Source organism: Streptomyces sp. HNM0575 (assembly GCF_012726265.1).
In the GTDB taxonomy this organism is placed as follows: Bacteria; Actinomycetota; Actinomycetes; order Streptomycetales; family Streptomycetaceae; genus Streptomyces.
Genome location: NZ_JAASAG010000006.1, coordinates 25,310 through 46,205 on the forward strand (window position 1 = coordinate 25,310; position 20,896 = coordinate 46,205).

Annotated in this window: 17 protein-coding genes; 12 read left to right on the forward strand and 5 right to left on the reverse strand. The window is 73.3% G+C overall.

What is annotated here, in order from left to right; all coding sequences use genetic code 11:
• Positions 1–167 precede the first annotated feature (167 nt).
• The 7 genes from HCC61_RS15695 to HCC61_RS15725 all read left to right on the forward strand — a co-directional run bounded on the left by HCC61_RS15695 (position 168) and on the right by HCC61_RS15725 (position 8,973).
• Positions 168–1,721: a HAMP domain-containing sensor histidine kinase gene (locus HCC61_RS15695; protein WP_169136382.1), complete on the forward strand. Its 1,554-nt coding sequence runs from the start codon at positions 168–170 to the stop codon at positions 1,719–1,721.
• 123 nt (positions 1,722–1,844) lie between these two features.
• Positions 1,845–2,567: an NAD(P)H-dependent oxidoreductase gene (locus HCC61_RS15700; protein WP_169136096.1), complete on the forward strand. Its 723-nt coding sequence runs from the start codon at positions 1,845–1,847 to the stop codon at positions 2,565–2,567.
• A 181-nt stretch (positions 2,568–2,748) separates the two neighbouring features.
• A complete protein-coding gene (gene mshD / locus HCC61_RS15705) occupies positions 2,749–3,663 on the forward strand; it encodes a mycothiol synthase (RefSeq protein WP_169136097.1) in 915 nt (304 codons plus the stop codon).
• A 289-nt stretch (positions 3,664–3,952) separates the two neighbouring features.
• On the forward strand, positions 3,953–6,280 hold the full coding sequence (locus HCC61_RS15710; protein WP_169136098.1) for an RNA degradosome polyphosphate kinase: 2,328 nt from the start codon (positions 3,953–3,955) through the stop codon (positions 6,278–6,280).
• Between the two features lie 348 nt (positions 6,281–6,628).
• Positions 6,629–7,849, forward strand: a complete 1,221-nt coding sequence (locus HCC61_RS15715; RefSeq protein WP_346777225.1) for a CHAD domain-containing protein — start codon at positions 6,629–6,631, stop codon at positions 7,847–7,849.
• Between the two features lie 124 nt (positions 7,850–7,973).
• The gene (locus HCC61_RS15720; protein WP_169136100.1) at positions 7,974–8,399 is read left to right on the forward strand and encodes an Hsp20/alpha crystallin family protein; all 426 of its coding nucleotides are present in this window, start codon (positions 7,974–7,976) and stop codon (positions 8,397–8,399) included.
• A 193-nt stretch (positions 8,400–8,592) separates the two neighbouring features.
• Positions 8,593–8,973, forward strand: coding sequence for a DUF2267 domain-containing protein (locus HCC61_RS15725; protein ID WP_346777226.1), 381 nt, complete (start codon positions 8,593–8,595; stop codon positions 8,971–8,973).
• A gap of 24 nt (positions 8,974–8,997) precedes the next feature.
• Here HCC61_RS15725 and HCC61_RS15730 read toward each other — a convergent pair whose 3' ends face one another.
• Positions 8,998–9,813 carry a class I SAM-dependent methyltransferase gene (locus tag HCC61_RS15730; protein ID WP_169136102.1) on the reverse strand — a complete coding sequence of 272 codons (816 nt, stop codon included), beginning with the start codon at positions 9,811–9,813 and terminating at the stop codon, positions 8,998–9,000.
• A gap of 304 nt (positions 9,814–10,117) precedes the next feature.
• On the opposite strand from HCC61_RS15730, the gene mshA reads away from it, so the two are divergent.
• The gene (gene mshA, locus HCC61_RS15735; RefSeq protein WP_346777227.1) at positions 10,118–11,515 is read left to right on the forward strand and encodes a D-inositol-3-phosphate glycosyltransferase; all 1,398 of its coding nucleotides are present in this window, start codon (positions 10,118–10,120) and stop codon (positions 11,513–11,515) included.
• Complete coding sequence (locus HCC61_RS15740) at positions 11,508–12,053, forward strand: YbjN domain-containing protein (RefSeq protein WP_169136103.1); 546 nt, start codon at positions 11,508–11,510, stop codon at positions 12,051–12,053. The genes mshA and HCC61_RS15740 overlap by 8 nt, the downstream gene beginning before the upstream one ends.
• Positions 12,054–12,209: 156 nt before the next feature.
• On the opposite strand, the gene HCC61_RS15745 is transcribed toward HCC61_RS15740, so the two are convergent.
• Together HCC61_RS15745 and HCC61_RS15750 are read right to left on the reverse strand one after the other, a co-directional pair.
• Complete coding sequence (locus tag HCC61_RS15745; protein ID WP_169136104.1) at positions 12,210–12,596, reverse strand: hypothetical protein; 387 nt, start codon at positions 12,594–12,596, stop codon at positions 12,210–12,212.
• A gap of 311 nt (positions 12,597–12,907) precedes the next feature.
• On the reverse strand, positions 12,908–13,930 hold the full coding sequence (locus tag HCC61_RS15750) for a PHB depolymerase family esterase (RefSeq protein WP_169136105.1): 1,023 nt from the start codon (positions 13,928–13,930) through the stop codon (positions 12,908–12,910).
• Between the two features lie 196 nt (positions 13,931–14,126).
• Here HCC61_RS15750 and HCC61_RS15755 point away from each other — a divergent pair, with 196 nt between their 5' ends.
• Both HCC61_RS15755 and HCC61_RS15760 read left to right on the forward strand, forming a co-directional pair.
• Complete coding sequence (locus tag HCC61_RS15755) at positions 14,127–14,951, forward strand: 3-hydroxybutyrate dehydrogenase (protein ID WP_169136106.1); 825 nt, start codon at positions 14,127–14,129, stop codon at positions 14,949–14,951.
• A gap of 302 nt (positions 14,952–15,253) precedes the next feature.
• Entirely contained in the window at positions 15,254–17,278 is a 2,025-nt protein-coding gene (locus tag HCC61_RS15760; RefSeq protein WP_169136107.1) for a GAF domain-containing protein, read from the forward strand.
• On the opposite strand, the gene HCC61_RS15765 is transcribed toward HCC61_RS15760, so the two are convergent.
• The gene (locus HCC61_RS15765) at positions 17,240–18,766 is read right to left on the reverse strand and encodes an MFS transporter (RefSeq protein WP_169136108.1); all 1,527 of its coding nucleotides are present in this window, start codon (positions 18,764–18,766) and stop codon (positions 17,240–17,242) included. The two genes, HCC61_RS15760 and HCC61_RS15765, sit on opposite strands and share 39 nt — an antisense overlap.
• Positions 18,767–18,888: 122 nt before the next feature.
• Here HCC61_RS15765 and HCC61_RS15770 point away from each other — a divergent pair, with 122 nt between their 5' ends.
• On the forward strand, positions 18,889–19,647 hold the full coding sequence (locus HCC61_RS15770; protein ID WP_169136109.1) for a phosphoglyceromutase: 759 nt from the start codon (positions 18,889–18,891) through the stop codon (positions 19,645–19,647).
• A gap of 548 nt (positions 19,648–20,195) precedes the next feature.
• On the opposite strand, the gene phoU is transcribed toward HCC61_RS15770, so the two are convergent.
• The gene (gene phoU / locus HCC61_RS15775; protein ID WP_169136110.1) at positions 20,196–20,894 is read right to left on the reverse strand and encodes a phosphate signaling complex protein PhoU; all 699 of its coding nucleotides are present in this window, start codon (positions 20,892–20,894) and stop codon (positions 20,196–20,198) included.
• Between the last annotated feature and the right edge of the window lie 2 nt (positions 20,895–20,896).

Sequence of the window (20,896 nt, forward strand, 5' to 3'; positions counted from 1 at the left end):
GAGAGCCGGCAGAGGGCGCGGAGCGGGCGGACCGGACCCCGGAGGATCCTGTGGACCCGGCGGCGGGGGCTGACCCGGAGGACCCGGAGGAGCGGGTTGGCCCGGAGGGCGCGGCTGACCCCGAGGCCGCGGCCGGTGCGGCGGAGCGGCTCGGCGTACGGTCCCGCATCCGCGGCCTGATCCGCCGCCCCCGGCTCCCCGTGCCGACGCTGCGCTCCCGGCTGGCGCTGCTCGCGGCGGTCACGGTGGCGCTCGCGGTGGCCGCGTGCGCCACCGCCTGCTGGTTCATCGTGCGGGCGCAGCTGGTCGGTTCGCTTGACCAGTCGCTGCGCAGCAACAGCCGCGTCGATCCCAGCTTCGTCGTGGGCCAGCTCAGCTCCGGGCAGTGCTCGCCGGCCGACGAGCGCGCCCCGAATCCGTTCGACGCGACCGTCCAGGTCGTCGACCGGAACGGGAAGAGCTGCGTGATCGTCGGCAGCAGGGTCGAGGTGACCCCGGGCGACGAGCGCGTGGCGGAGCACCGCCGGGACGAGGCGGTGCACACCGCGCGCAGCAAGGACGGCTCGGGCACCGACTACCGGGTGCTGACCACGCCCGTCGAGGGCACCGACGTGGCCGTCTCCGTGGCGCGCCCGCTCACCGAGACCGACCGGTCGCTGCGGAACCTCGCCCTCATCCTGGCGCTCGTCGGCGGCACCGGCGTGCTCGCGGCGGCGGGCGCCGGCGTGGTGCTGGCGAGGGCGGGGCTGCGCCCGGTGGACCGGCTCACCGGCGCAGTCGAGCACATCGCACGTACGGAGGACCTCGGCGTGAGCATTCCCGCCGAGGGCGACGACGAGATCGCGCGCCTGTCCCGCTCGTTCAACTCGATGACCGAAGCGCTCGCCTCCTCCCGGGAGTTGCAGCAGCAGCTGATCGCGGACGCGGGGCACGAGCTGCGCACGCCGCTCACCTCGCTCCGCACCAACATCGAACTGCTCGTGAGGGCCGAGGAGTCGGGCCGCACGCTGCCCGCGGAGGACCGCAGGGCGCTGCTGGAGTCGGTGCGCGCGCAGATGAGCGAACTCGGCGCTCTCGTAGGGGACTTGCAGGAGCTCTCGCGCGAGATGCCGCCCGGTGGCGGTCCGGTGGCGGGCATCGCGCTGCACGAGATCACCGAGCGGGCGGCGGAACGCGTACGGCTGCGCAGCGGCGGCATCGCGGTCGTCGTGCGCACGGAGCCCTGGTACGTGTGCGGGGAGCCCGCGGCGCTGGAGCGTGCCGTGGTCAACCTGCTCGACAACGCGGTCAAGTTCAGCCCGGACGGCGGCACGGTCGAGACGGAGCTGAGCGGCGGGACGCTGCGGGTGCGCGATCACGGTCCGGGTGTCGCCGAGGACGAACTGCCGTACGTCTTCGACCGGTTCTGGCGCTCGCCGTCCGCGCGGAGCCTGCCTGGGTCGGGGCTCGGGCTGTCGATCGCGGCCCGTACGGCGCGGCAGGCCGGCGGCGAGGTGGCGCTGGAGGCGGCGCGGGGCGGCGGCACGGTGGCGGTGCTGGACCTGCCGGGCTCACCGGAGCCCGAGCCGGGGCCCGGGCCGGGGCCCGGGCCGGAAGCGGAGCCGCCACCGGGAGCGCGTCTGCAATCGGAGCCGGGATCCGAAGCGGAACCGGGGGCGCGGCCGGGTCCGGGGGCAGGGCCGGGACCGCCGCCGGATCGGGGTGCGGGACCAGAAGCTTGACTTCAACTTAACTTCATGTTTGAGCCTGGGGTCTGTCACCACGGCACCCACGGCCGGGGCCCGCCCACGGCGTCCCTTCCGGCCGTCCCGCCGTTCCGGCCATCGCGTACGAGGAGAGATCCCATGCCAGCCACAGCGAGCACCGACGCCACAGCCGTCCCGGCAGACACCGCCACCGCCCACGTGGCGCCACGGACCGGCGCGCAGCCGGCCGGCCCGGAGCCGGCCGGCCCGGAGCCGGCCGACCCGGAGACGCTGCGCCTCGCCGTCATCGTCGGCAGCGTCCGGAAGGGACGCTTCGGGCCGGTGGTCTCGGACTGGTTCGCCGAGGAGGCGCGCAAGCACGGCGGTTACGAGGTCGACGTCATCGATCTGGCCGAGGCCGAGCACGAACTCCCCGTCGCCTTCGCGGAGTTCGGCGCACCGCTGCCGCCCCCGGTGAAGGCCGTGCACAGCGGTCTGTCCCGGCGGCTCGCCGCCGCCGACGCCTTCGTGATCGTCACGCCCGAGTACAACCACAGCTTCCCCGCGCCGCTGAAGAACACCATCGACTGGTTCCGCGACGAGTGGCAGGCCAAGCCCGCCGGTTTCGTCTCGTACGGCGGGATGGCGGGCGGCCAGCGGGCCGTCGAGCATCTGCGTCAGGTCTTCGCCGAACTGCACGCCGTCACCGTCCGCGAGACGCTCAGCTTCCACATGGCCTGGGAGCGCTTCGACGCCGACGGCCGTCTCCGCGAGGAGGAGGCGGGCTCGGCCGCCGCCGGGCGGATGCTGCGGCAACTGGCCTGGTGGGGGAGCGCTCTGCGCGAGGCACGCGCCAAGTCGCCCTACGGAGCCGCCGCTTGACGGCAGCAGTCCCGGCCACCGCGCCGCCGACGGCCACGGGGGTGCCGTCGGCGGCGCGGCCGTCCCGCCCACCCGGCTGTCCGTCCGCACCCCTCGGCTGTGTCGCGAACACGGCGCGCATCTCCCCGCGTTCGCGGCGGCCGGGAGGTGGATCACCCGCCGCGTCTCGTAAGGTCGTGCCATGAGCGACGTGGTGGTAGTGGACGAGGCGTCGACCGAGGTCGTACGGGAAGTGCAGGCGCTGATCGACGAATCGGCGCGTACGGACGGTCAGTCGCCCCTCTCCGAGCAGGGCAGGCTCCAGCTGCGCGGCGGACGCCGCCCGGGTGTGCGGCATCTGCTCCTGCGCCACGGGGGCGAACTCGTCGGCTACGCACAGCTGGAGGACACCGACCCCGTCGAACCGCCCACCGGCGAGCTGGCCGTGCACCCCTCGCACCGCGGTCTCGGTTACGGGCGGCAGCTCGGGCAGGCCTTGCTCAAGGAGTCCGGCAAGCGGCTGCGCGTGTGGGCGCACGGCGGGCACCCCGCCGCCCGCCATCTCGCGCAGGTGCTCGGGCTCAGCCTCTTCCGCGAACTGCGCCAGATGCGGCGGCCGTTGGCCGAGGACGGCCCGGAGCCGGCCCCCGCGCTGCCGGCCCCGGCGCTGCCGGAGGAGGTGACCGTGCGTACGTTCCGTTCCGGCGAGGACGACGAGGCGTGGTTGGCGCTGAACGCCTCGGCCTTCGCGCACCACCCCGAGCAGGGCAGCCTCACCCAGCGTGATCTGGAGGACAGGAAAGCCGAGCCGTGGTTCGACCCGGCGGGCTTCTTCCTGGCCGAGCGCGCGGGCCGCCTCGTCGGTTTCCACTGGACGAAGGTGCACAGCGCGGAGCAGCTCGGCGAGGTCTATGTGCTGGGCGTGGCCCCCGCGGCGCAGGGCAGCGGCCTGGGCAAGGCCCTCACCACGATCGGCCTGCGCCACCTGGCGCGCGACCGCGGGCTGCCGACGGCGATGCTCTACGTCGACGCGGACAACTTCGCGGCCGTCGGCGTCTACGAGCGGCTGGGCTTCACCACGTACGAGACCGACCTGATGTACCGCACGGAGAGCTGAGCCGCGCCGCCCCTGCCGTTCACCCGGCGGTCCGGCGGTCCGGCGGCCCGCCGAGGATGCCGCCCAGCAGCCCCCCTGCGGATGCCACCCGTACCTCAAGGGCCAGGTGAGGGCCGCGTCACCCGGTCGGCCCCGGCGGCGCTCCCGTGCCGGTGGTGCGCCGCTCGCCGGGTGGCCATGTGGGCGTAACCGCTGATTAAGACGGGCTTGTGAGCATCGCGGAATGCGCCTCCCCGCTCGTCGCTTCCGCGCCCCTACCGCCGTCACCGGCGCGGGGAACAATGGAGACATGAGCGAGCCCACCTCGCGTGCCGCATCCGCGTCCCCGGTCCACACGCCGTTCGACCCGCAGCAGGACCCTCACGACGTGGCGTACGACTCACGTGACGACGCCCGCCACGACGCCGCGTACGCGGTCCCGGCGCCCGGCGTCGCGGGCGGCCGTGCCGGACGGCCCGGCGGCCCCGATCTGGACCCGGACCTCGACTCCGACCCGGACATCTATCCGGCGGACGCGCTCGCCTCCCAGGACGGGCAGCCGGACGATCTGCCGGACGACCGCTTCCTCGACCGCGAGCGCAGCTGGCTCGCCTTCAACGAGCGGGTGCTGGAGCTCGCCGAGGACGAGGAGGTGCCGCTGCTGGAGCGCGCGAACTTCCTGGCGATCTTCGCGAGCAACCTGGACGAGTTCTTCATGGTCCGCGTCGCCGGTCTCAAGCGCCGCATCGCGACCGGCGTCGCCACCCGCTCCGCGTCCGGGCTCCAGCCCCGGGAGGCGCTGGAGCAGATCTGGACGCGCTCGCGCGAGCTGATGGCCCGGCACGCGGGCTGCTACCAGCGGGACGTCGCCCCGGCGCTCGCCGCGGAGGGCCTGCATCTGCTCCGCTGGGACGCGCTGACCGACAAGGAGCAGGCGCGGCTCTTCACCCTCTTCCGGCAGCGGATCTATCCGGTGCTGACGCCGCTGGCAGTCGATCCGGCGCACCCGTTCCCGTACATCTCCGGGCTGTCGCTCAATCTCGCCGTCGTCGTGCGCAATCCCGTGAGCGGCCATCAGCACTTCGCACGTGTGAAGGTTCCACCGCTGCTCTCCCGCTTCCTTGAGGCGTCGCCGCACCGGTACGTGCCGGTCGAGGACGTCATCGCCGCGCACCTGGAGGAGCTGTTCCCGGGCATGGAGGTGCTGGCGCACCACATGTTCCGGGTGACGCGCAACGAGGACCTGGAGGTCGAGGAGGACGACGTCGAGAACCTCCTCCAGGCCCTGGAGAAGGAGCTGCTGCGCCGCCGCTTCGGCCCTCCGGTGCGGCTGGAGGTCGAGGAGTCGATCGATCCGTACGTCCTGGACCTGCTGGTGCGCGAGCTGAACGTCTCCGGCGCCGAGGTCTATCCCCTGCCGGGGCCGCTGGACCTGACGGGCCTGTCCGGGATCGTCTCGGCGATGGACCGGCCGGACCTGAAGTACCAGAAGTTCGTGGCCGGCACGCAGCGCGATCTGGCGCAGGTGGAGTCGGCTCAGCCGCCGGACGTCTTCGCCGCGCTGCGCGAGCGCGACGTGCTGCTGCACCATCCGTACGACTCCTTCTCCACCTCGGTGCAGGCGTTCCTGGAGCAGGCCGCGGCAGACCCGGACGTGCTGGCGATCAAGCAGACGCTCTACCGCACCTCCGGCGACTCGCCGATCGTCGACGCCCTGATAGACGCGGCCGAGTCCGGCAAGCAGGTCCTGGTGCTCGTCGAGATCAAGGCGCGCTTCGACGAGCAGGCCAACATCAAGTGGGCGCGGAAGCTGGAGGAGTCCGGCTGCCACGTGGTGCACGGGCTGGTCGGGCTCAAGACGCACGGCAAGTTCTCGCTGGTGGTGCGGCAGGAAGGGGACACGCTGCGCCGCTACGCACATGTCGGCACGGGCAACTACCACCCCAAGACGGCGCGGCTGTACGAGGACCTGGGGCTGCTGACCGCGGACCAGCAGGTCGGCGCCGACCTGTCCGACCTGTTCAACCGGCTGTCCGGCTACTCGCGCCGCGAGACCTACCGGCGGCTGCTCGTCGCGCCCACCTCGCTGCGCGACGGCCTGGTCTCGCGCATCCACCGGGAGATCCGCAGGCACCGCGCGGGAGAGCCCGCGTACGTGCGCTTCAAGCTCAACTCCATCGTCGACGAGGCCGTCGTCGACGCCCTCTACCGGGCGTCGCGCGAGGGCGTGCCGGTCGACCTGTGGGTGCGCGGGATCTGTGCGCTGCGCCCCGGGGTCGAGGGCCTGAGCGAGACGGTACGGGTGCGCAGCGTCCTCGGACGGTTCCTCGAACACTCGCGGATATTCGCTTTCGGGAACGGTGGAGACCCGGAAGTCTGGCTCGGCAGCGCCGACATGATGCACCGGAACCTGGACCGCCGTATCGAGGCGCTGGTGCGCGTGACCGACCCCGCGCACCGGGGCACCCTGACGCGGCTGCTGGAGGCGGGCATGGCGGACGACACCGCATCGTGGCACCTCGGCCCCGACGGCGGGTGGACGCGGCACGCACGCGACGCCGAGGGACAGCCGCTGCGCAACATCCAGGAGTCGCTGATCGAGGGGCGCAGACGCAGACGCGGACCGGCGCCGGGCTGACGGGCCGGGCTGAAGGGCCGGATCGACGCGCCGGGTTGACGAGCCCGGCCGAGGGGCCGGACCGCACGACGGCGGCGCGGACGTACGTACGCGCGGACGGCGGGCGGCCCCGGCGGACAGCCGCACCAGGGGTTTCGGAGTCACAGAACGACGGGGTGAGGGGGTGACGGAGCCGTGAGGGTACGAGGGGGCGGCCTCGCCGGGCCTGCCGGTCCTGCCGGTCCTGCGGGGTCAGCCGGTCCTGCCGGGCCCACGGGATCTGCCGGGCCCGCGGGGTCCGCCGGGGGCGCCGGGGGCGGCGGCTGCGCCGCACCGGCGAGGGCGCTGGAGACCGCGGACGCGGCCGAGGTGCTCAGCGGCTGTCTGCACACCTGGGCGGCCGACTTCATGCGCAGCCTGCGCATGCACCAGGAGAGCGCGAGCAACGCGCAGACGGCACCGGCCGCGGCCGACGCCGTACGGCAGCTGCGCCGGGCCTCCCGGCGCATCGGTTCCGCGCTGCTCACCTACCGGTCGTTCGTGGACGCCGCCTGGGCGGACGAGCTGAGCGCCGAACTGCGCCGCCTGTCCGGCACGTTGGCGTACGAGTACCGGTGCGCCGCACGCCAGGCGCGGCTGCTCGCCGCGCTGCACCGGCTCGCGGTCGACGGGGTCGGCGGCGACCGTGCGGCGGCCCTGCTGGAGCGGCAGCACAATCTGGCCCGCAGCCGTGCGCACTCGGCCGCGCTGGAGGCGCTGGTCTCCTCCCGCTTCCACGCGGTCGCCGACGCGGTCGCCCTGCTCGCCTACGAGGTGCCGCTCGCGACGGACGCCGCAGAGGGCACGGCCGGAGAACTGCTCGTGCCGCCGGCGGAGCGCGCATGGGAGCGGCTCGTACACGCCGTGGAGTCGCTTCCGCCGTCGGCACGGCCCTCGGCCGGCCGCCGCGACGGGCGCGACGGGCCCGAGGCGCAGGAGGGCCGGGATGGCACGGACGCCGGGGCCGGCCGCCCCGGTCACGACGCGCAGAGCAGGCAGGACGCGGCCTGGCTGGAGATGCGGATACTGCTGCGGCACCACAGGTACGCACAGGAGGTGCTGTGCGCCGCGGGCGCGTCTTCCGGCGGGGACGCCGACGCGGGCGGCGAGCGCGCGGCCGCCGGCACCGGCGCCCGTACGGAACCGGGCTCCGACGTTCCGGGACCGCGGGACGACGCACCGGCCCCGCACCCGCCGCGCGCCCGGGAAGGCGCTCACCGCACGGAGCCTCACCGTTCCGATCCTCAGCGCATCGATCCTCACCGCACCGATGCTCAGCGCATCGATCCTCAGCGCCCCGGTTACCACTGCCCCGACCCCCGCCTCGTCGCCGCCAGCGCCGCGCTCGACGTGCACCGTGACGCGGTCGAGGCGGCCGAGGCCGCCGCGGCGGCGGCCCGCACTCCGCGCATCGCCCCCGCCACCGCGTACGCGCTGGGCGTGCTGCACGCCGGGCAGCGCCAGGAGGCCGAGTCGGCACGGCGGGAGTTCCGCAGGATCTGGCAGCAGGTGGTGAGCGACAACCGCGAAGCGATGCAGCAGACGCTCTGACCTGCGAAGGTGCAGGTGCGGAGCCGCAGTTGAGTCTGAGCTTGTCAACTTTCCTCGGTTCGAGGTATATAAGAACGCACAGGGCATCGCACGGAAGTGCAGTCCATGGAAGGAGATGACAGTGATGCTCATGCGTACCGACCCGTTCCGGGAGTTCGACCGCCTCACCCAGCACGTCTTCGGGACCCAGACGAGGCCCGCGGGGATGCCGATGGAGGCCTACCGCTCGGGCGACGAGTTCGTGATCCACTTCGATCTTCCCGGGGTCGCGCCCGAGAGTATCGATCTGGACGTCGAGCGGAACGTGCTGACCGTTCACGCCGAGCGCCGCTCGCCCGCCCCCGAGGGCGCGGAGCTGATCGCCGCGGAGCGGCCCGCGGGCAAGTTCAGCCGCCAGCTCTTCCTGGGCGAGACCCTGGACGCCGAGCGGATCGACGCCGCGTACGACGCCGGCGTGCTGACGCTCCGCATCCCGGTGGCCGAGCAGGCGAAGCCCCGCAAGATCGAGATCAGCGGCGGCGGTTCGCCGGACCGGCAGCTCACAGGCTGAGAACCGAGGCGCGCACCGCTCGCGAAGCCGGTGGCGCCGAGGCCGGTGAGGCAGAAGTCACAGACGACATCGATGTGACTTACGACTCTGCTGCACATTTTCTGCCGCTCTCCGGGGCACTCCGGAGAGCGGCCTCTCAGGTCACCCGTGTGTAAGGGGAAAGGGACAAAAAGTTATGCAGTGGAACGAACTCGTGGCACGAGTCCGTGAGTACGGTCGCTATGCGACGGACGCCGAGACGAAGCAGGTCGTCCGAGTCGTCCTGTCGTCTCTCGGCGGCCACCTGCCGGAGGGCGTCCGCGAGCAGGTCGCCGCGCGGCTGCCCGCCACGGCGGCGGAGACGCTCAGGTACCAGCTGCCGGCGACGAAGCCGCTCACCGCACCGGAGTTCGTGGACGCGGTGGCGAACCGCCTCGACGGTGCGACGAACGGGACCGCGCGCTGGGACGCCAGCTCGGTGCTCTCCGTGCTCGGTGAGGTCTGCGGCGACGAGCTGACGGACCGGATGATCACGGAACTGCCGCAGGGGTACGCCCTGCTCTTCGGGCGTGCGGAGCTGATGAGCGCGGCCTGACCGGCTGCCCGAAGCCGGTGGCCCTCACGAGTGCACGCGTGGTGCAAGGGCGCTCCACGCGACCGTGACCTCTCCCTGCCGCCAGCGCTGCGGCCCGTCCACGACGGGCCACTCCCCGGCCAGTGACCGCACCGCCCGTATCCAGCGCTGCCGGGCGCTGAGCGCACCGTACGGTGCGGCCGTCGCCCAAGCGCGGTCGAAGTCCCGCAGGAACGCGTGGACCGGCTCCCCCGGAACATTGCGGTGGATGAGCGCCTTGGGCAGCCGCTCCGCCAGTCCGGAGGGCGCCGTCAGCGAGGCGAGCCGGGCGGCGAAGGTGACAGTGCGCGGGCCCTCGGGGCCGACCGCGACCCACACGTGGCGGCGTCCGATCTCGTCGCAGGTGCCGTCGACCAGCAGCCCGTCGGGTGCGGCGAGCCGTGCGCACAGCCGGGCCCAGGCCGGGGCGACCTCCGCCTCCTCGTACTGACGCAGCACGTTCGCGGCGCGGATCAGCATCGGGCGCGCACCGCCCGGCAGCGGCACCTCGAAGCCTCCGTGCAGGAACGTCAGTCCGTCCCGCTCGTACGGGCGGGCTGCGGCCACCCGCTCCGGATCGATCTCGACGCCCGCGACTCGGAAGTCCGCGTGGACCTTGCGCAGCCGTTGCAGCAGCTCCACTGCCGTCCACGGCGCCGCGCCGAAGCCGAGGTCGACTGCGAGCGGCCGCGGGGAGTGCCCGCGGCGCAGCGCGGGCGCGAGCGCGGTGGCGATCCAACGGTCCATGCGGCGCAGCCGGTTGGGGCTCGTGGTCCCGCGCGTCACGTTCCCCAGGGGGCGTGGCACGGGGCGGGCGGTCATGGCATGAGCGTACGTACGGCACGGGGCGGGAGCGGCCCAGGGGCGGAAGCGGAAGGGGCTGGAGCGAGCGGGAGAGCGGACCAGGGACCGGCCGCTCCCGAGCGCGCCCGGCCGTGCCCGGCCGCCCGGACATGGCCTTGTCACGATTCGGCAAAGCGGAGATGGGAAGCAGTTCCTGCGGTGTTGTGGCTGTCAGGGCCCTGCCGAGGTTTCGCCGCCCGAGGTCTCCTGCCCGTAGACGAGACGACCCACAGCACCCGCTGCCCCGCAGCGACCCGCACTCCATACGAGGAGGCAATCGCGCGTGAGCCAGTACATGGCGCGGCTCGGCCAGCTCCGCACCCTCCCCGGGCTCCGGTCCGGGCGGGGCTCCCTGCCGCAGCAGCAGCGGCCACGGCTGAAGGCCGGCGCCGCCCGGCGCCCTCGCAGGGTCGCCATGCTGAGCGTGCACACCTCGCCGCTGCACCAGCCGGGCACGGGCGACGCGGGGGGCATGAACGTCTACATCGTCGAGCTGGCCAAGCAGCTCGCCGCGCACGGCACCCAGGTGGAGATCTTCACGCGCGCCACCGCCGCCGCGCTGCCGCCCAGCGTCGAACTCGCTCCCGGGGTGCTCGTACGGCACATCGACGCGGGCCCGTACGAGGGCCTGGCGAAGGAGGAACTGCCCGCCCAGCTCTGCGCGTTCACGCACGGCGTGATGCAGGCCTGGGCAGGCCACCGGCCCGGCCACTACGACCTGGTGCACTCCCACTACTGGCTCTCGGGGCACGTGGGCTGGCTCGCCGCCCAGCGCTGGGGCGTGCCGCTCGTCAACGCCATGCACACCATGGCCAAGGTCAAGAACGCCGCCCTCGCCGAGGGCGACAACCCTGAACCGCCCGCCCGCGTCATCGGCGAGACGCAGATAGTGCGGGCCGCCGACCGGCTCATCGCCAACACGGCGGAGGAGGCGGCCGAGCTGGTGCGGCACTACGAGGCCGATCCCGCGCGCACCGCCGTCGTGCACCCCGGCGTCAATCTGGAGCGTTTCCGCCCCGCCGACGGCCGAGCCGCGGCACGTGCCCGGCTGGGCCTGCCGCAGGACGCCCTGATCCCGCTGTTCGCCGGGCGGATACAGCCGCTGAAGGCGCCCGACGTGCTGCTGCGCGCCGTCGCACTGCTCGTCGACGAGGACCCGTCGCTGCGGCGCCGGCTGCTGGTGCCGGTCGTGGGCGGGCCCAGCGGAAGCGGGCTGGCCAGGCCGGAGCGGCTGCACAAGCTGGCCGCGAAGCTGGGCGTCTCGGACGTGGTGCGCTTCCGGCCGCCCGTCGGGCAGGAGGAGCTGGCCGACTGGTACCGCGCGGCGAGCGTGCTCGTGATGCCGTCGTACAGCGAGTCGTTCGGGCTGGTTGCGGTCGAGGCGCAGGCGTGCGGTACGCCCGTGATCGCGGCGGCCGTGGGCGGACTTCCCGTCGCGGTACGTGACGGGGTCAGCGGTTTCCTCGTGGAGGGGCACGAGCCGGCGGCGTACGCGAACGCGCTGCGCAACTTCGTCACGGACCCGCCGGGCGCACCGCACGGACCGGCCGAGCGCATGGGCGAGGCGGCCGCGGTGCACGCCGCGGAGTTCGGCTGGGACGCCGCCGCGGAGGGCACCCTCGATGTCTATGCCGAGGCGATGCACGACCAGCGCCGTCGCCTACGATCGGCCCATGGCTGACGCTGACGACACCGCGGACCGCCGCGCCCGTCCGGCCGCCGCCCGCGGCACCGTCGAACAGGCCCTGCGCGAGGCCGGGTTGGAGTGGGAGAGCCCGTCCGAGGGCACGTACGTCGTCACGCTTCCCGGCACGCGCAAGCTCTCGACGACCTGCTCCCTGGCCGTCGGCAGGCACTCGCTCTCCGTCAACGCCTTCGTGGTGCGCTGCCCCGACGAGAACCACGCGGCGGTGCACCGCTGGCTGCTGGAGCGCAACACCCGCCTGTACGGGGTGAGTTACGCCATCGACAAGCTGGGCGACATCTATCTGGCGGGCCGCCTGCCGCTGGCCGCGGTCACCACCGAGGAGGTGGACAGACTGCTGGGCGCGGTCCTGGAGAACGCCGACGGATCCTTCAACACGCTGCTGGAGATGGGCTTCGCGTCGGCGATCCGGCGCGAGTACGAGTGGCGCACCTCCCGTGGGGAGTCCACCCGCAACCTCGACGCGTTCACGCATCTGACGGGAGGCACACCGGACGGCGGCGAGCGGGGCTGACGACGGGGCCCCGGCAGCTCGCACGCCGCCCGGGTGCGTCCGGAGGGAAGGGACGAACGGGACGGTACGGCCGGCGGAGACCGGTGGTTCGGAGTCCGGGCCGGTCGAAGCCGGAGGCCGGAGGTCCGGGCCGGTCGAGCCGGTCCGGTCAGGGAGTCAGGAGGCCTCTCCGGTGTCCTGTTCCGCGGCTTCGAACCCGAAGGCGCCCCCGCCCTGGTTCCGCCCGGCGGGGAGATCCCCGGTTCCGGCGGGCTCGTTCCAGGTCTGCACGCCGGCGGAGCCGCCGGGGCCCTGTTCGCTGACGACGCGGCCGTCGCGCAGCACGTAGTGGACGTTCACGGTGGCGGGGCGCTCGGAGGCCAGGGCCTGCTTGAGAGCCGTGGACTCCGCCGGTGCCGGGGTCTTCTTCGCGGACGCCCGGGACTTGGCCGCCGCGGCGGTCCTCCCGGCCTCCTTCACCACAGCCGAGGCAGACGGTACGGCGACGAGTCCGACCGCGAGTGCGACACCGGCCGTGGTTATCGCGCGTGGCAGGTTCCCCATTTCTGTCCCTTCTCGTGTTCCTGCACGTGGATGGCGGCGCCGCGCACCTGCCGACGCCGGTTCCATCGTGTGAGGAGCGCGACCGGAACGCGCGCGGAGGAGTCCGCCCGGGTGTCGGCCCCGCCTTCGCGGGTCGTCGTACGGGCTCGGGCGCACGGGCCGTGCGGGCCCCGGAAGGCCTCAACAGGCCCCTGGGAGAACGGAGATGTGCGCTCCCCCGCGGGTGTGAGCGGCCCGTCTGCACCAGGGGGAGCGCAAGCGGGTCCGGCAGCGCCCCGGGGGAGCGCACGGGAACCGGGAGGGACCTCTCGTCAGCCTCCGAGCCCCCAGTCCGCGGTGATGTGCCCGGTGGAGCAGATGGTGTCGAGGAAGTACTGCCCCGCCTTGCCGCAGCCCTCGTCCGGCTTCACGGGAGTGCCGTGCGGCATGCCGTCCACGAGATAGCTGCGCACGACCACGTCGCCGTCCGCGTTCTCGTAGTCGGAGCGCGTGGTGCCGCCCTGCAACTCCTCGGTGGCGTCGGCCTTCTGGTCGGCCCCGAGCACGTCCGTCCACTGCTTGACGGACTCCTCGGCGTTCACCGGCGCCACGGTCGTGTCGCCCGTGCCGTGCCAGACGGAGACCTTCGGGCGGGCTCCGGAGTGGTCCGGGTCTGCCGCGCGTACGAGATCGCCCCACTCGGCGGGCTGCTTGGAGACGCCGGGATTCATGCAGGTGAAGGCCTCGGCGACGCTGTCCGCGCAGCCGTGGGGAAGTCCCGCGACGACGGCGCCGCCCTTGAAGACGTCCGGGTAGGCGGCGAGCATCGACGCCGTCATCGCGCCGCCCGCGGAGAGGCCGGTGATGAAGACGCGCGAGGGGTCGGCGTCGAGGTCGGCGACCGTGCGGTCCACCATCTGCTTGATCGACAGGGCCTCGCCCTTGCCGCGGCCGGTGTCGCCGGACTGGAACCAGTTGAAGCACTTGTTGGCGTTGTTGGCCTGTTCCTGCTGCGGCGCGACGACGGAGAACTTCCCCTCGTCAGCCGCCTTCTGCCAGCCCGCCCCCTCGAAGTACGTCGCCGCGTCCTGCGTGCAGCCGTGCAGCACGAGGACCACCGGGCTCTTCGCGGGCAGCCCTTCGGGGGCGTAGCGGTACATGCCGAGCGCTCCGGGGTTGGAGCCGAAGTCGCCGATCTTCTCCAGGCCGGCCGCCGCCCGCCGCCCGTCGGGGGTCTTGCCGCCCGCGGTGGCGGCCTGCGACGTACCGCCGGTCAGCGCGGTGAGGGCGGTCAGGCTCGTGATCGTGGTGAGTGCGGTGAACAGCAGAGCGGCTTTCGAGCGTTGTGCTTTCATGGCGCTCCTTATGTGGGGGTGCCCCGTGAGGTGCCCACGGGATCCTGCGGGGATCCCGCGGGGCCCGTGGGGGAACGCACCGACGGTAGAGCCGCGGAAGCCGCCGCCCGAACGTGTCGTACGTCCAGCGGTGCACGGGCGCGAATGTGGCGCCGCCACATTGGGCGCCCGCCGCGCACCGGCCTAGCGTGGCGGCATGACCGAGCAGCAGACACCCGGCCCGCATCCCGGCCCGGGCCCCGGCCCGCACTCCGTCGCCCTCGACCTGACCGGGCGCACCGCGCTGGTCACCGGAGCCGCGAGCGGCATCGGCCGCGCGTGCGCCCTGAGACTGGCGGCCGCGGGTGCGAAGGTGCGCGCGGTCGACCGCGACGCGGACGGGCTGAGCGCCCTCCAGGACGCGGAGCCCGCCGGCTCGGTCCAGCCCCACCCGCTCGACCTCACGGCTCCGGAGGGACTGGACGTGGCCGAGCGCCTCGCCTCGGGGACCGACGTCCTCGTCAACAACGCGGGCGCCCAACTGGTCCGTCCCATCGAGGAGTTCCCGCCCGAGGACTTCCGCAGGCTGCTCACGCTGATGCTGGAGGCGCCCTTCCGGCTCGTACGCGGCGCGCTGCCGCACATGTACGGCCAGAGCTGGGGCCGGATCGTGAACATCTCCTCCGTGCACGGGCTGCGTGCCTCCGCCTACAAGTCGGCGTACGTCTCCGCCAAGCACGGGCTGGAGGGACTGTCGAAGGTGACCGCGCTGGAGGGCGCCGAGCACGGCGTCACCTCCAACTGCGTCAGCCCCGCCTACGTACGTACGCCCCTGGTGGAGAAGCAGATCGCCGACCAGGCCGATGCACACGGCATCCCCGCCGAGCAGGTCGTCTCGCAGATACTCCTCGCGGACTCCGCGCTCAAGCGGCTGCTGGAGCCCGGGGAGGTCGCCGAGGCCGTGGCCTATCTGTGCGCCCCGGAGGCGTCCTTCATCACCGGGTCCTCGCTGCCGCTCGACGGCGGCTGGACCGCGCACTGACGGGGAGGCGCACTGACGGGGAGGCGCACTGACGGGGAGGCGCACTGACGGGGAGGCGCACCGACGGCGCCGCGCGCGCCCCGCGAGGGAGGCGAGGCGCGCGGCCGTCGGCGGGCCGTCGGGTCGGCGGGCCGTCGAGGTCAGTCCCGTCGGCGGGACGGCGGCGCCCGGTCACGGCAGCCCGCAAGGTGCGGGTGCGGGCCTGCCGCGAGGTGCGGGTGCGGGCCCGGCGCCGGGCTCGCCGCCGGGTGCGGCGCACGCGCCCTGGCGTCGCGCACCCCGCCGCGGGTAAGGCTGTGACCATGCCGGAAGCCCCGCCGCCCCACGACGCGTACCTGGAGCTCCTCGTACGCCGCGCCCCCGCCGAGGCGTACGACGAACCGCTCGCCCTCGCCCGCGAGTCCGGCGCGCCCCCCGCGGAGCTCGCGGCCCTGGATAGCGGCAAGCAGCTGGCCCTGCGCATCCGTGCCGAGCTGGAGGGACGGCGGCGGCGCGAGGCCGAGCTGACGGCGCTGATCGAGACCGTGCACGACCTGGCGGGGCTGCGCGACCTGGACGACGTGCTGCGTGCCATCGTCCAGCGGGCCCGCTCGCTGCTGGGCACCGAGGTCGCGTACATGACCCTCACCGACCACGAGCGCGGCGACACCTACATGCGCGTCACCGAGGGCTCGGTCTCGGCCCGCTTCCAGCAGGTGCGGCTCGGCATGGGCGAGGGCCTCGGCGGTCTCGTGGCGCAGACCGCACGCCCGTACGTCACCGACGACTACCCCTCCGACGAGCGCTTCCGGCACACCGGCCCCATCGACGCCGCCGTGAACGAGGAGGGCCTGATCGCGATCCTCGGGGTGCCGCTGCTGCTCGGCGGACGGGACGTCATCGGCGTGCTGTACGCAGCCGACCGCCGCGCCCGGGTCTTCGAGCGTGAACAGATCGCGCTGCTCGGCTCGTTCGCCGCGCACGCCGCCGTGGCGATCGACACGGCCCGGCTGCTGTCCGAGACCCGCGACGCGATGGCCGAGCTGGAGAGCGCCAACGACACCATGCAGCGTGCCAGCGACGTGCACGACAGGCTCACCGAACTGGTGCTGCGCGGCGGCGACGTGACGGACGTGGCCGCGGCGGTCTCCGAAGTGCTCGCGGGGCGCGTCGAGTTCGTCGAGCCGTCGGCCGCCTCCGCACGCCCCGCCGTGGAACGCTCCCGCAGCGCCGGGTACGCCATGCGGGACGACGGCAGCTGGGTCACCGCGGTCTCGGCGGGCGGCGAACTCCTCGGCGCGCTCGTGCTCCACGGCCACCCCGTGCTCGACCCCGTCGACCAGCGCACCTTCGAACGTGCCGCCATGGTCACCTCCCTGCTGCTGCTCGCACGGCGCTCCGCGGGCGAGGCCGAACAGCGCGTACGCGGCGAACTCCTCGACGACCTGCTCGACTCGACCCGGCACGACCCGCGTCTGCTGCGCGACCGCGCGGCACGGCTCAAGGCGGACCTCGACGCCCCGCACGTACTGCTCAGCGCCCGCGTCGAGGGCCTCGCGGCGGGAGAGCCCGGCGGGCACGGCACCGCCCGTAACGGGTCTGACGGGGGTGAGAGCGCACGGGAGAGACCGAGGGAGACGGTGCGGGAGGCGCCGGGGGAGACGGCACGGAAGGCGGCACGGGAGCGGACCCGGGACAGGCCCGGCGAGCAGGAGCAGAGCCCCGGCCGGCAGCGCCTGTGGGCCGCCGCCTCCCATCTGGCCGCCACCCGGCGGGGCCTGGCCGCCGCCAGGGACGGAGGCATCGTGCTGCTGCTGCCGCTCCCCGCGGACGGCACGCCCTCGCGCGTCGCCCGCGAGATCGCCCACGAGCTGGGCCACTCGGCGGGCGCCCCCGTCACGGTGGGCGCCTCGGCGCCGGTCTCCGCGCCCGCCGCCGAGTCCGGCGCAGTCGCCGCCGCCTACCCCGAGGCCCGTCGCTGCGTGGACGCGCTCCGCCTGCTCGGCCGCCCCGGGGAGGGCGCCGCCGCCGAGGACTTCGGCTTCATCGGCATGCTGCTCACCGACAGCCGGGACGTGGGCAGTTTCGTACGCCGCACGCTCGGGCCCGTACTGGACTACGACGAACGCCGCGGCACCGACCTGGTGGCCACCATGGACGCCTACTTCGCGTGCGGCATGAGCCCGGCCCGCGCCAAGGACGAGCTGCACGTCCACGTCAACACCGTCGCCCAGCGCCTGGAGCGCGTGGCCAGGCTGCTGGGCGACGACTGGCAAGCCCCGGAGCGCGCCCTGGAGACGCAGCTCGCGCTACGGCTGCACCGCCTCGCGGGAGCGGTCGGGCGCTGAACTCCCCCCGGCCGGGCCGGTGTTGCCGGACGAGACAGGCGCCGGGGCGGTGGTGTCGTCCTCGCCGATCCTCGTCAGGTCCCGCTTGCTGGTCTCCTTGGCGCACGCGATCGCGATCACGGTGATCAGCGCGGCGGCGATGACGTACAGCGCGATCGGCGTCGAGCTGCCGTAGTCCGCGAGCAGCGCGGTCGCGATCATCGGCGCGGGCGCCCCCGCCGCCACCGACGAGAACTGCGCGCCGATCGACGCACCGGAGTAGCGCAGCCTGGTGGCGAACAGCTCGGAGAAGAACGCCGCCTGCGGCGCGTACATCGCACCGTGCAGGATCAGCCCCACCATCACGGCGAGCACGATGGCGCCGAAGCTCCTGGTGTTCAGCAGCTCGAAGAACGGGAAGACCCACAGGCCGGTGCCGATCGCGCCGAGCAGATAGACCGGCCGCCGACCGACGCGGTCGGAGAGCGCACCCCAGGCGGGGATGACCGCGAAGTGCACCGCGGAGGAGATCAGCACCGCGTTGAGCGCCGTCTGCTGCGACAGCTTCAGCTCGCTCGTGGCGTAGACGAGGATGAAGGCCGTGATGACGTAGAAGGTGATGTTCTCCGCCATGCGCGCGCCCATGGCGATGAGCACGTCCTTCCAGTGGAAGCGCAGCACCGCGATCAGCGGCATCTTCTCCACCTGCTCGTCGCCGCTGAGCTTCGCGGCCTCCGCCTTGCGGGCCTCCGCGCGCTCGCGGGCCTCCTTGAAGACCGGCGACTCGTCGACCGCGAGCCGTATCCACAGCCCGATGCCGACCAGCACGCCCGACAGCAGGAACGGCACCCGCCAGCCCCAGCCCATGAACGCGGCGTCCGACAGCACCGCGGTCAGCACCGCCAGCACGGCCGTCGCCAGCAACTGGCCCGCGGGCGCGCCCGTCTGCGGCCACGAGGCCCAGAAGCCGCGCCGCCTCGCGTCCCCGTGCTCGGAGACCAGCAGCACCGCGCCGCCCCACTCGCCGCCGAGCGCGAAGCCCTGCACCAGGCGCAGCGTCGTCAGCAGTACGGGCGCGAAGGAGCCGATCGCGGCGTACGTCGGCAGCAGCCCGATGGCGAACGTCGCGCCGCCCATCAGCAGCAGGCTGAGGACCAGCAGCTTCTTGCGGCCGATCCGGTCGCCGTAGTGCCCGAATACGAGGGCGCCGACGGGCCGGGCGGCGAAGCCGACGGCATAGGTGAGGAACGCGAGCAGCGTGCCGACGAGCGGATCGGAGTCCGGGAAGAAGAGCTTGTTGAAGACGAGCGCCGCGGCCGAGCCGTAGAGGAAGAAGTCGTACCACTCGATCGTCGTGCCGATGAGGCTGGCGGCGACGATGCGGCGCAGCGACGAGGACGACGAAGGCGAAGCCGGGACCGGGGCCGGGACCGGCGTCGACGGGTCGGGCGACGAGGACGCGGACGACGGCGTCCTGCTCTTGTCAGCTGGGGAGTTCTCGGGGGTCATGGCGTGACCGTAGGGACGAACCGGCCACCGCCACATGTGCTCGGGGGCCACAGCCGACCGCCCGGATATCGCCTCCGGACACACCGGCGGGCCCGGCCGGCACACACAGTAGGGTGCTTCGCATGGCCGACGCACCGTACAAGCTGATCCTCCTCCGGCACGGAGAGAGCGAGTGGAACGCGAAGAACCTGTTCACCGGCTGGGTGGACGTGAACCTCACCGAGAAGGGCGAGAAGGAGGCGGTCCGCGGCGGCGAGTTGATCAAGGACGCGGGGCTGCTCCCCGACGTCCTGCACACCTCCGTGCAGAAGCGGGCCATCCGCACCGCACAGCTCGCGCTGGAGGCCGCCGACCGGCTGTGGATCCCGGTCCGCCGCTCCTGGCGCCTCAACGAACGCCACTACGGCGCCCTTCAGGGCAAGGACAAGGCGCAGATCCGTGACGAGTTCGGCGAGGAGCAGTTCATGCTGTGGCGCCGCTCGTACGACACCCCGCCGCCCGAACTGCCCGACGGCTCCGAGTACTCGCAGAGCGACGACCCGCGCTACGCCGGCGTCCCGAGCGAACTGCGGCCGCGCACCGAGTGCCTCAAGGACGTCGTGGGCCGCATGCTGCCGTACTGGTTCGACGGCATGATCCCGGACCTCCTCGCCGGCCGCACCGTGCTGGCCGCCGCGCACGGCAACTCCCTGCGCGCCCTCGTGAAGCACCTCGACGGCGTCTCCGACGAGGACATCGCGGGCCTCAACATCCCCACGGGCATCCCGCTCTTCTACGAGCTGGACGCGGACTTCCACCCCGTGAAGCCGGGCGGCACCTACCTCGACCCGGAGGCGGCGAAGGCCGCGATCGAGGCCGTGAAGAACCAGGGCAAGAAGTAGCCGACGGCACGGCAACTCCCGGGCGGCGTCCGGGTGTTGCCGTGCCCGAGTCCTTGCCGTGCCCGCGCAGCCGCGGGACGAGCTGAGGGCCCTGCCTCGTCGAACCGGGCAGGGCCCTCAGCGGCTCATACGGGAACGGCCGCGGCCGCCGCGCGCCCGCCGCCGCTCCCCTGGGTCAGCCGCAGCAGCCGCCGCACTGACACGGGCCGCCGGACTGGCAACCGCAACCGCATCCCGGACCGCACCCGCATGCCCCCAGTACGTGCAGGGTCGGCCGGTCCTCCGACCGCGCGGGGGCCGGGACCGGATCGTTGTGATCAGCCATGACTTCCCTCCTCTCCCTCCCCGGGTCTTCTCCCCACATTCCGGATCCCGGGGCGGGCGCATCAAGGGCGCGTCGGTGCACGAGGAGTCAACTCCCCGGCAGCGCACGGCCGTTGGCCCAGCGCACGGGCGTCGGCAGGGCCCGTACGGAACCTCGGGCCCGGTATCGAGAAGCCTGGTAGCGCGCGCCATCAGGCCCGTACGAACAGGCCCGTACGAACCGCTCAGGCGCTCTCGACGGGAGCCGTGCCGTCCTCGGCGGCCTCCGCCGGGTCCAGCTCGTCGGCGTAGTCGCCGGTGACGAGGTAGACGACGCGGCGCGCCACCGAGACCGCGTGGTCCGCGAAGCGCTCGTAGTAGCGGCCGAGCAGCGTCACGTCCACGGCCGTCTCGATCCCGTGGTGCCAGCGGTCGTCCATCAGGTGCTGGAAGAGCGTGCGGTGCAGGTCGTCCATGGTGTCGTCGTCCTGCTCCAGCTGCATCGCCAGATCGACGTCCTTGGTGATGATCACCTCCGCGGCCTTCGCCATCAGCCGCTGCGCCAGCTGCCCCATCTCGAGCAGCGTCGCCTGAAGGTCGCTCGGTACGGGCGAGTCGGGGAACCGCAGCCGCGCGACCTTGGCGACGTGCTGCGCCAGGTCGCCCGAGCGTTCCAGGTCGGCGCTCATCCGCAGCGAGGTGACCACTATCCGCAGGTCGGTCGCCACCGGCTGCTGGCGGGCGAGCAGCTGGATGGCGCGGGTCTCCAGGTCGCGCTGGATGTCGTCGACCTTCTCGTCCGCGGCGATGACGCTCTCGGCCAGCTTCAGGTCCGCGTCCAGCATCGCCGTCGTGGCGCGGCCGATCGCAGAGCCCACGAACCTGGCCATGTCGACCAGGCTGTCGCTGATCGAGTCCAGCTCCTCGTGGTACGCGTCACGCATGG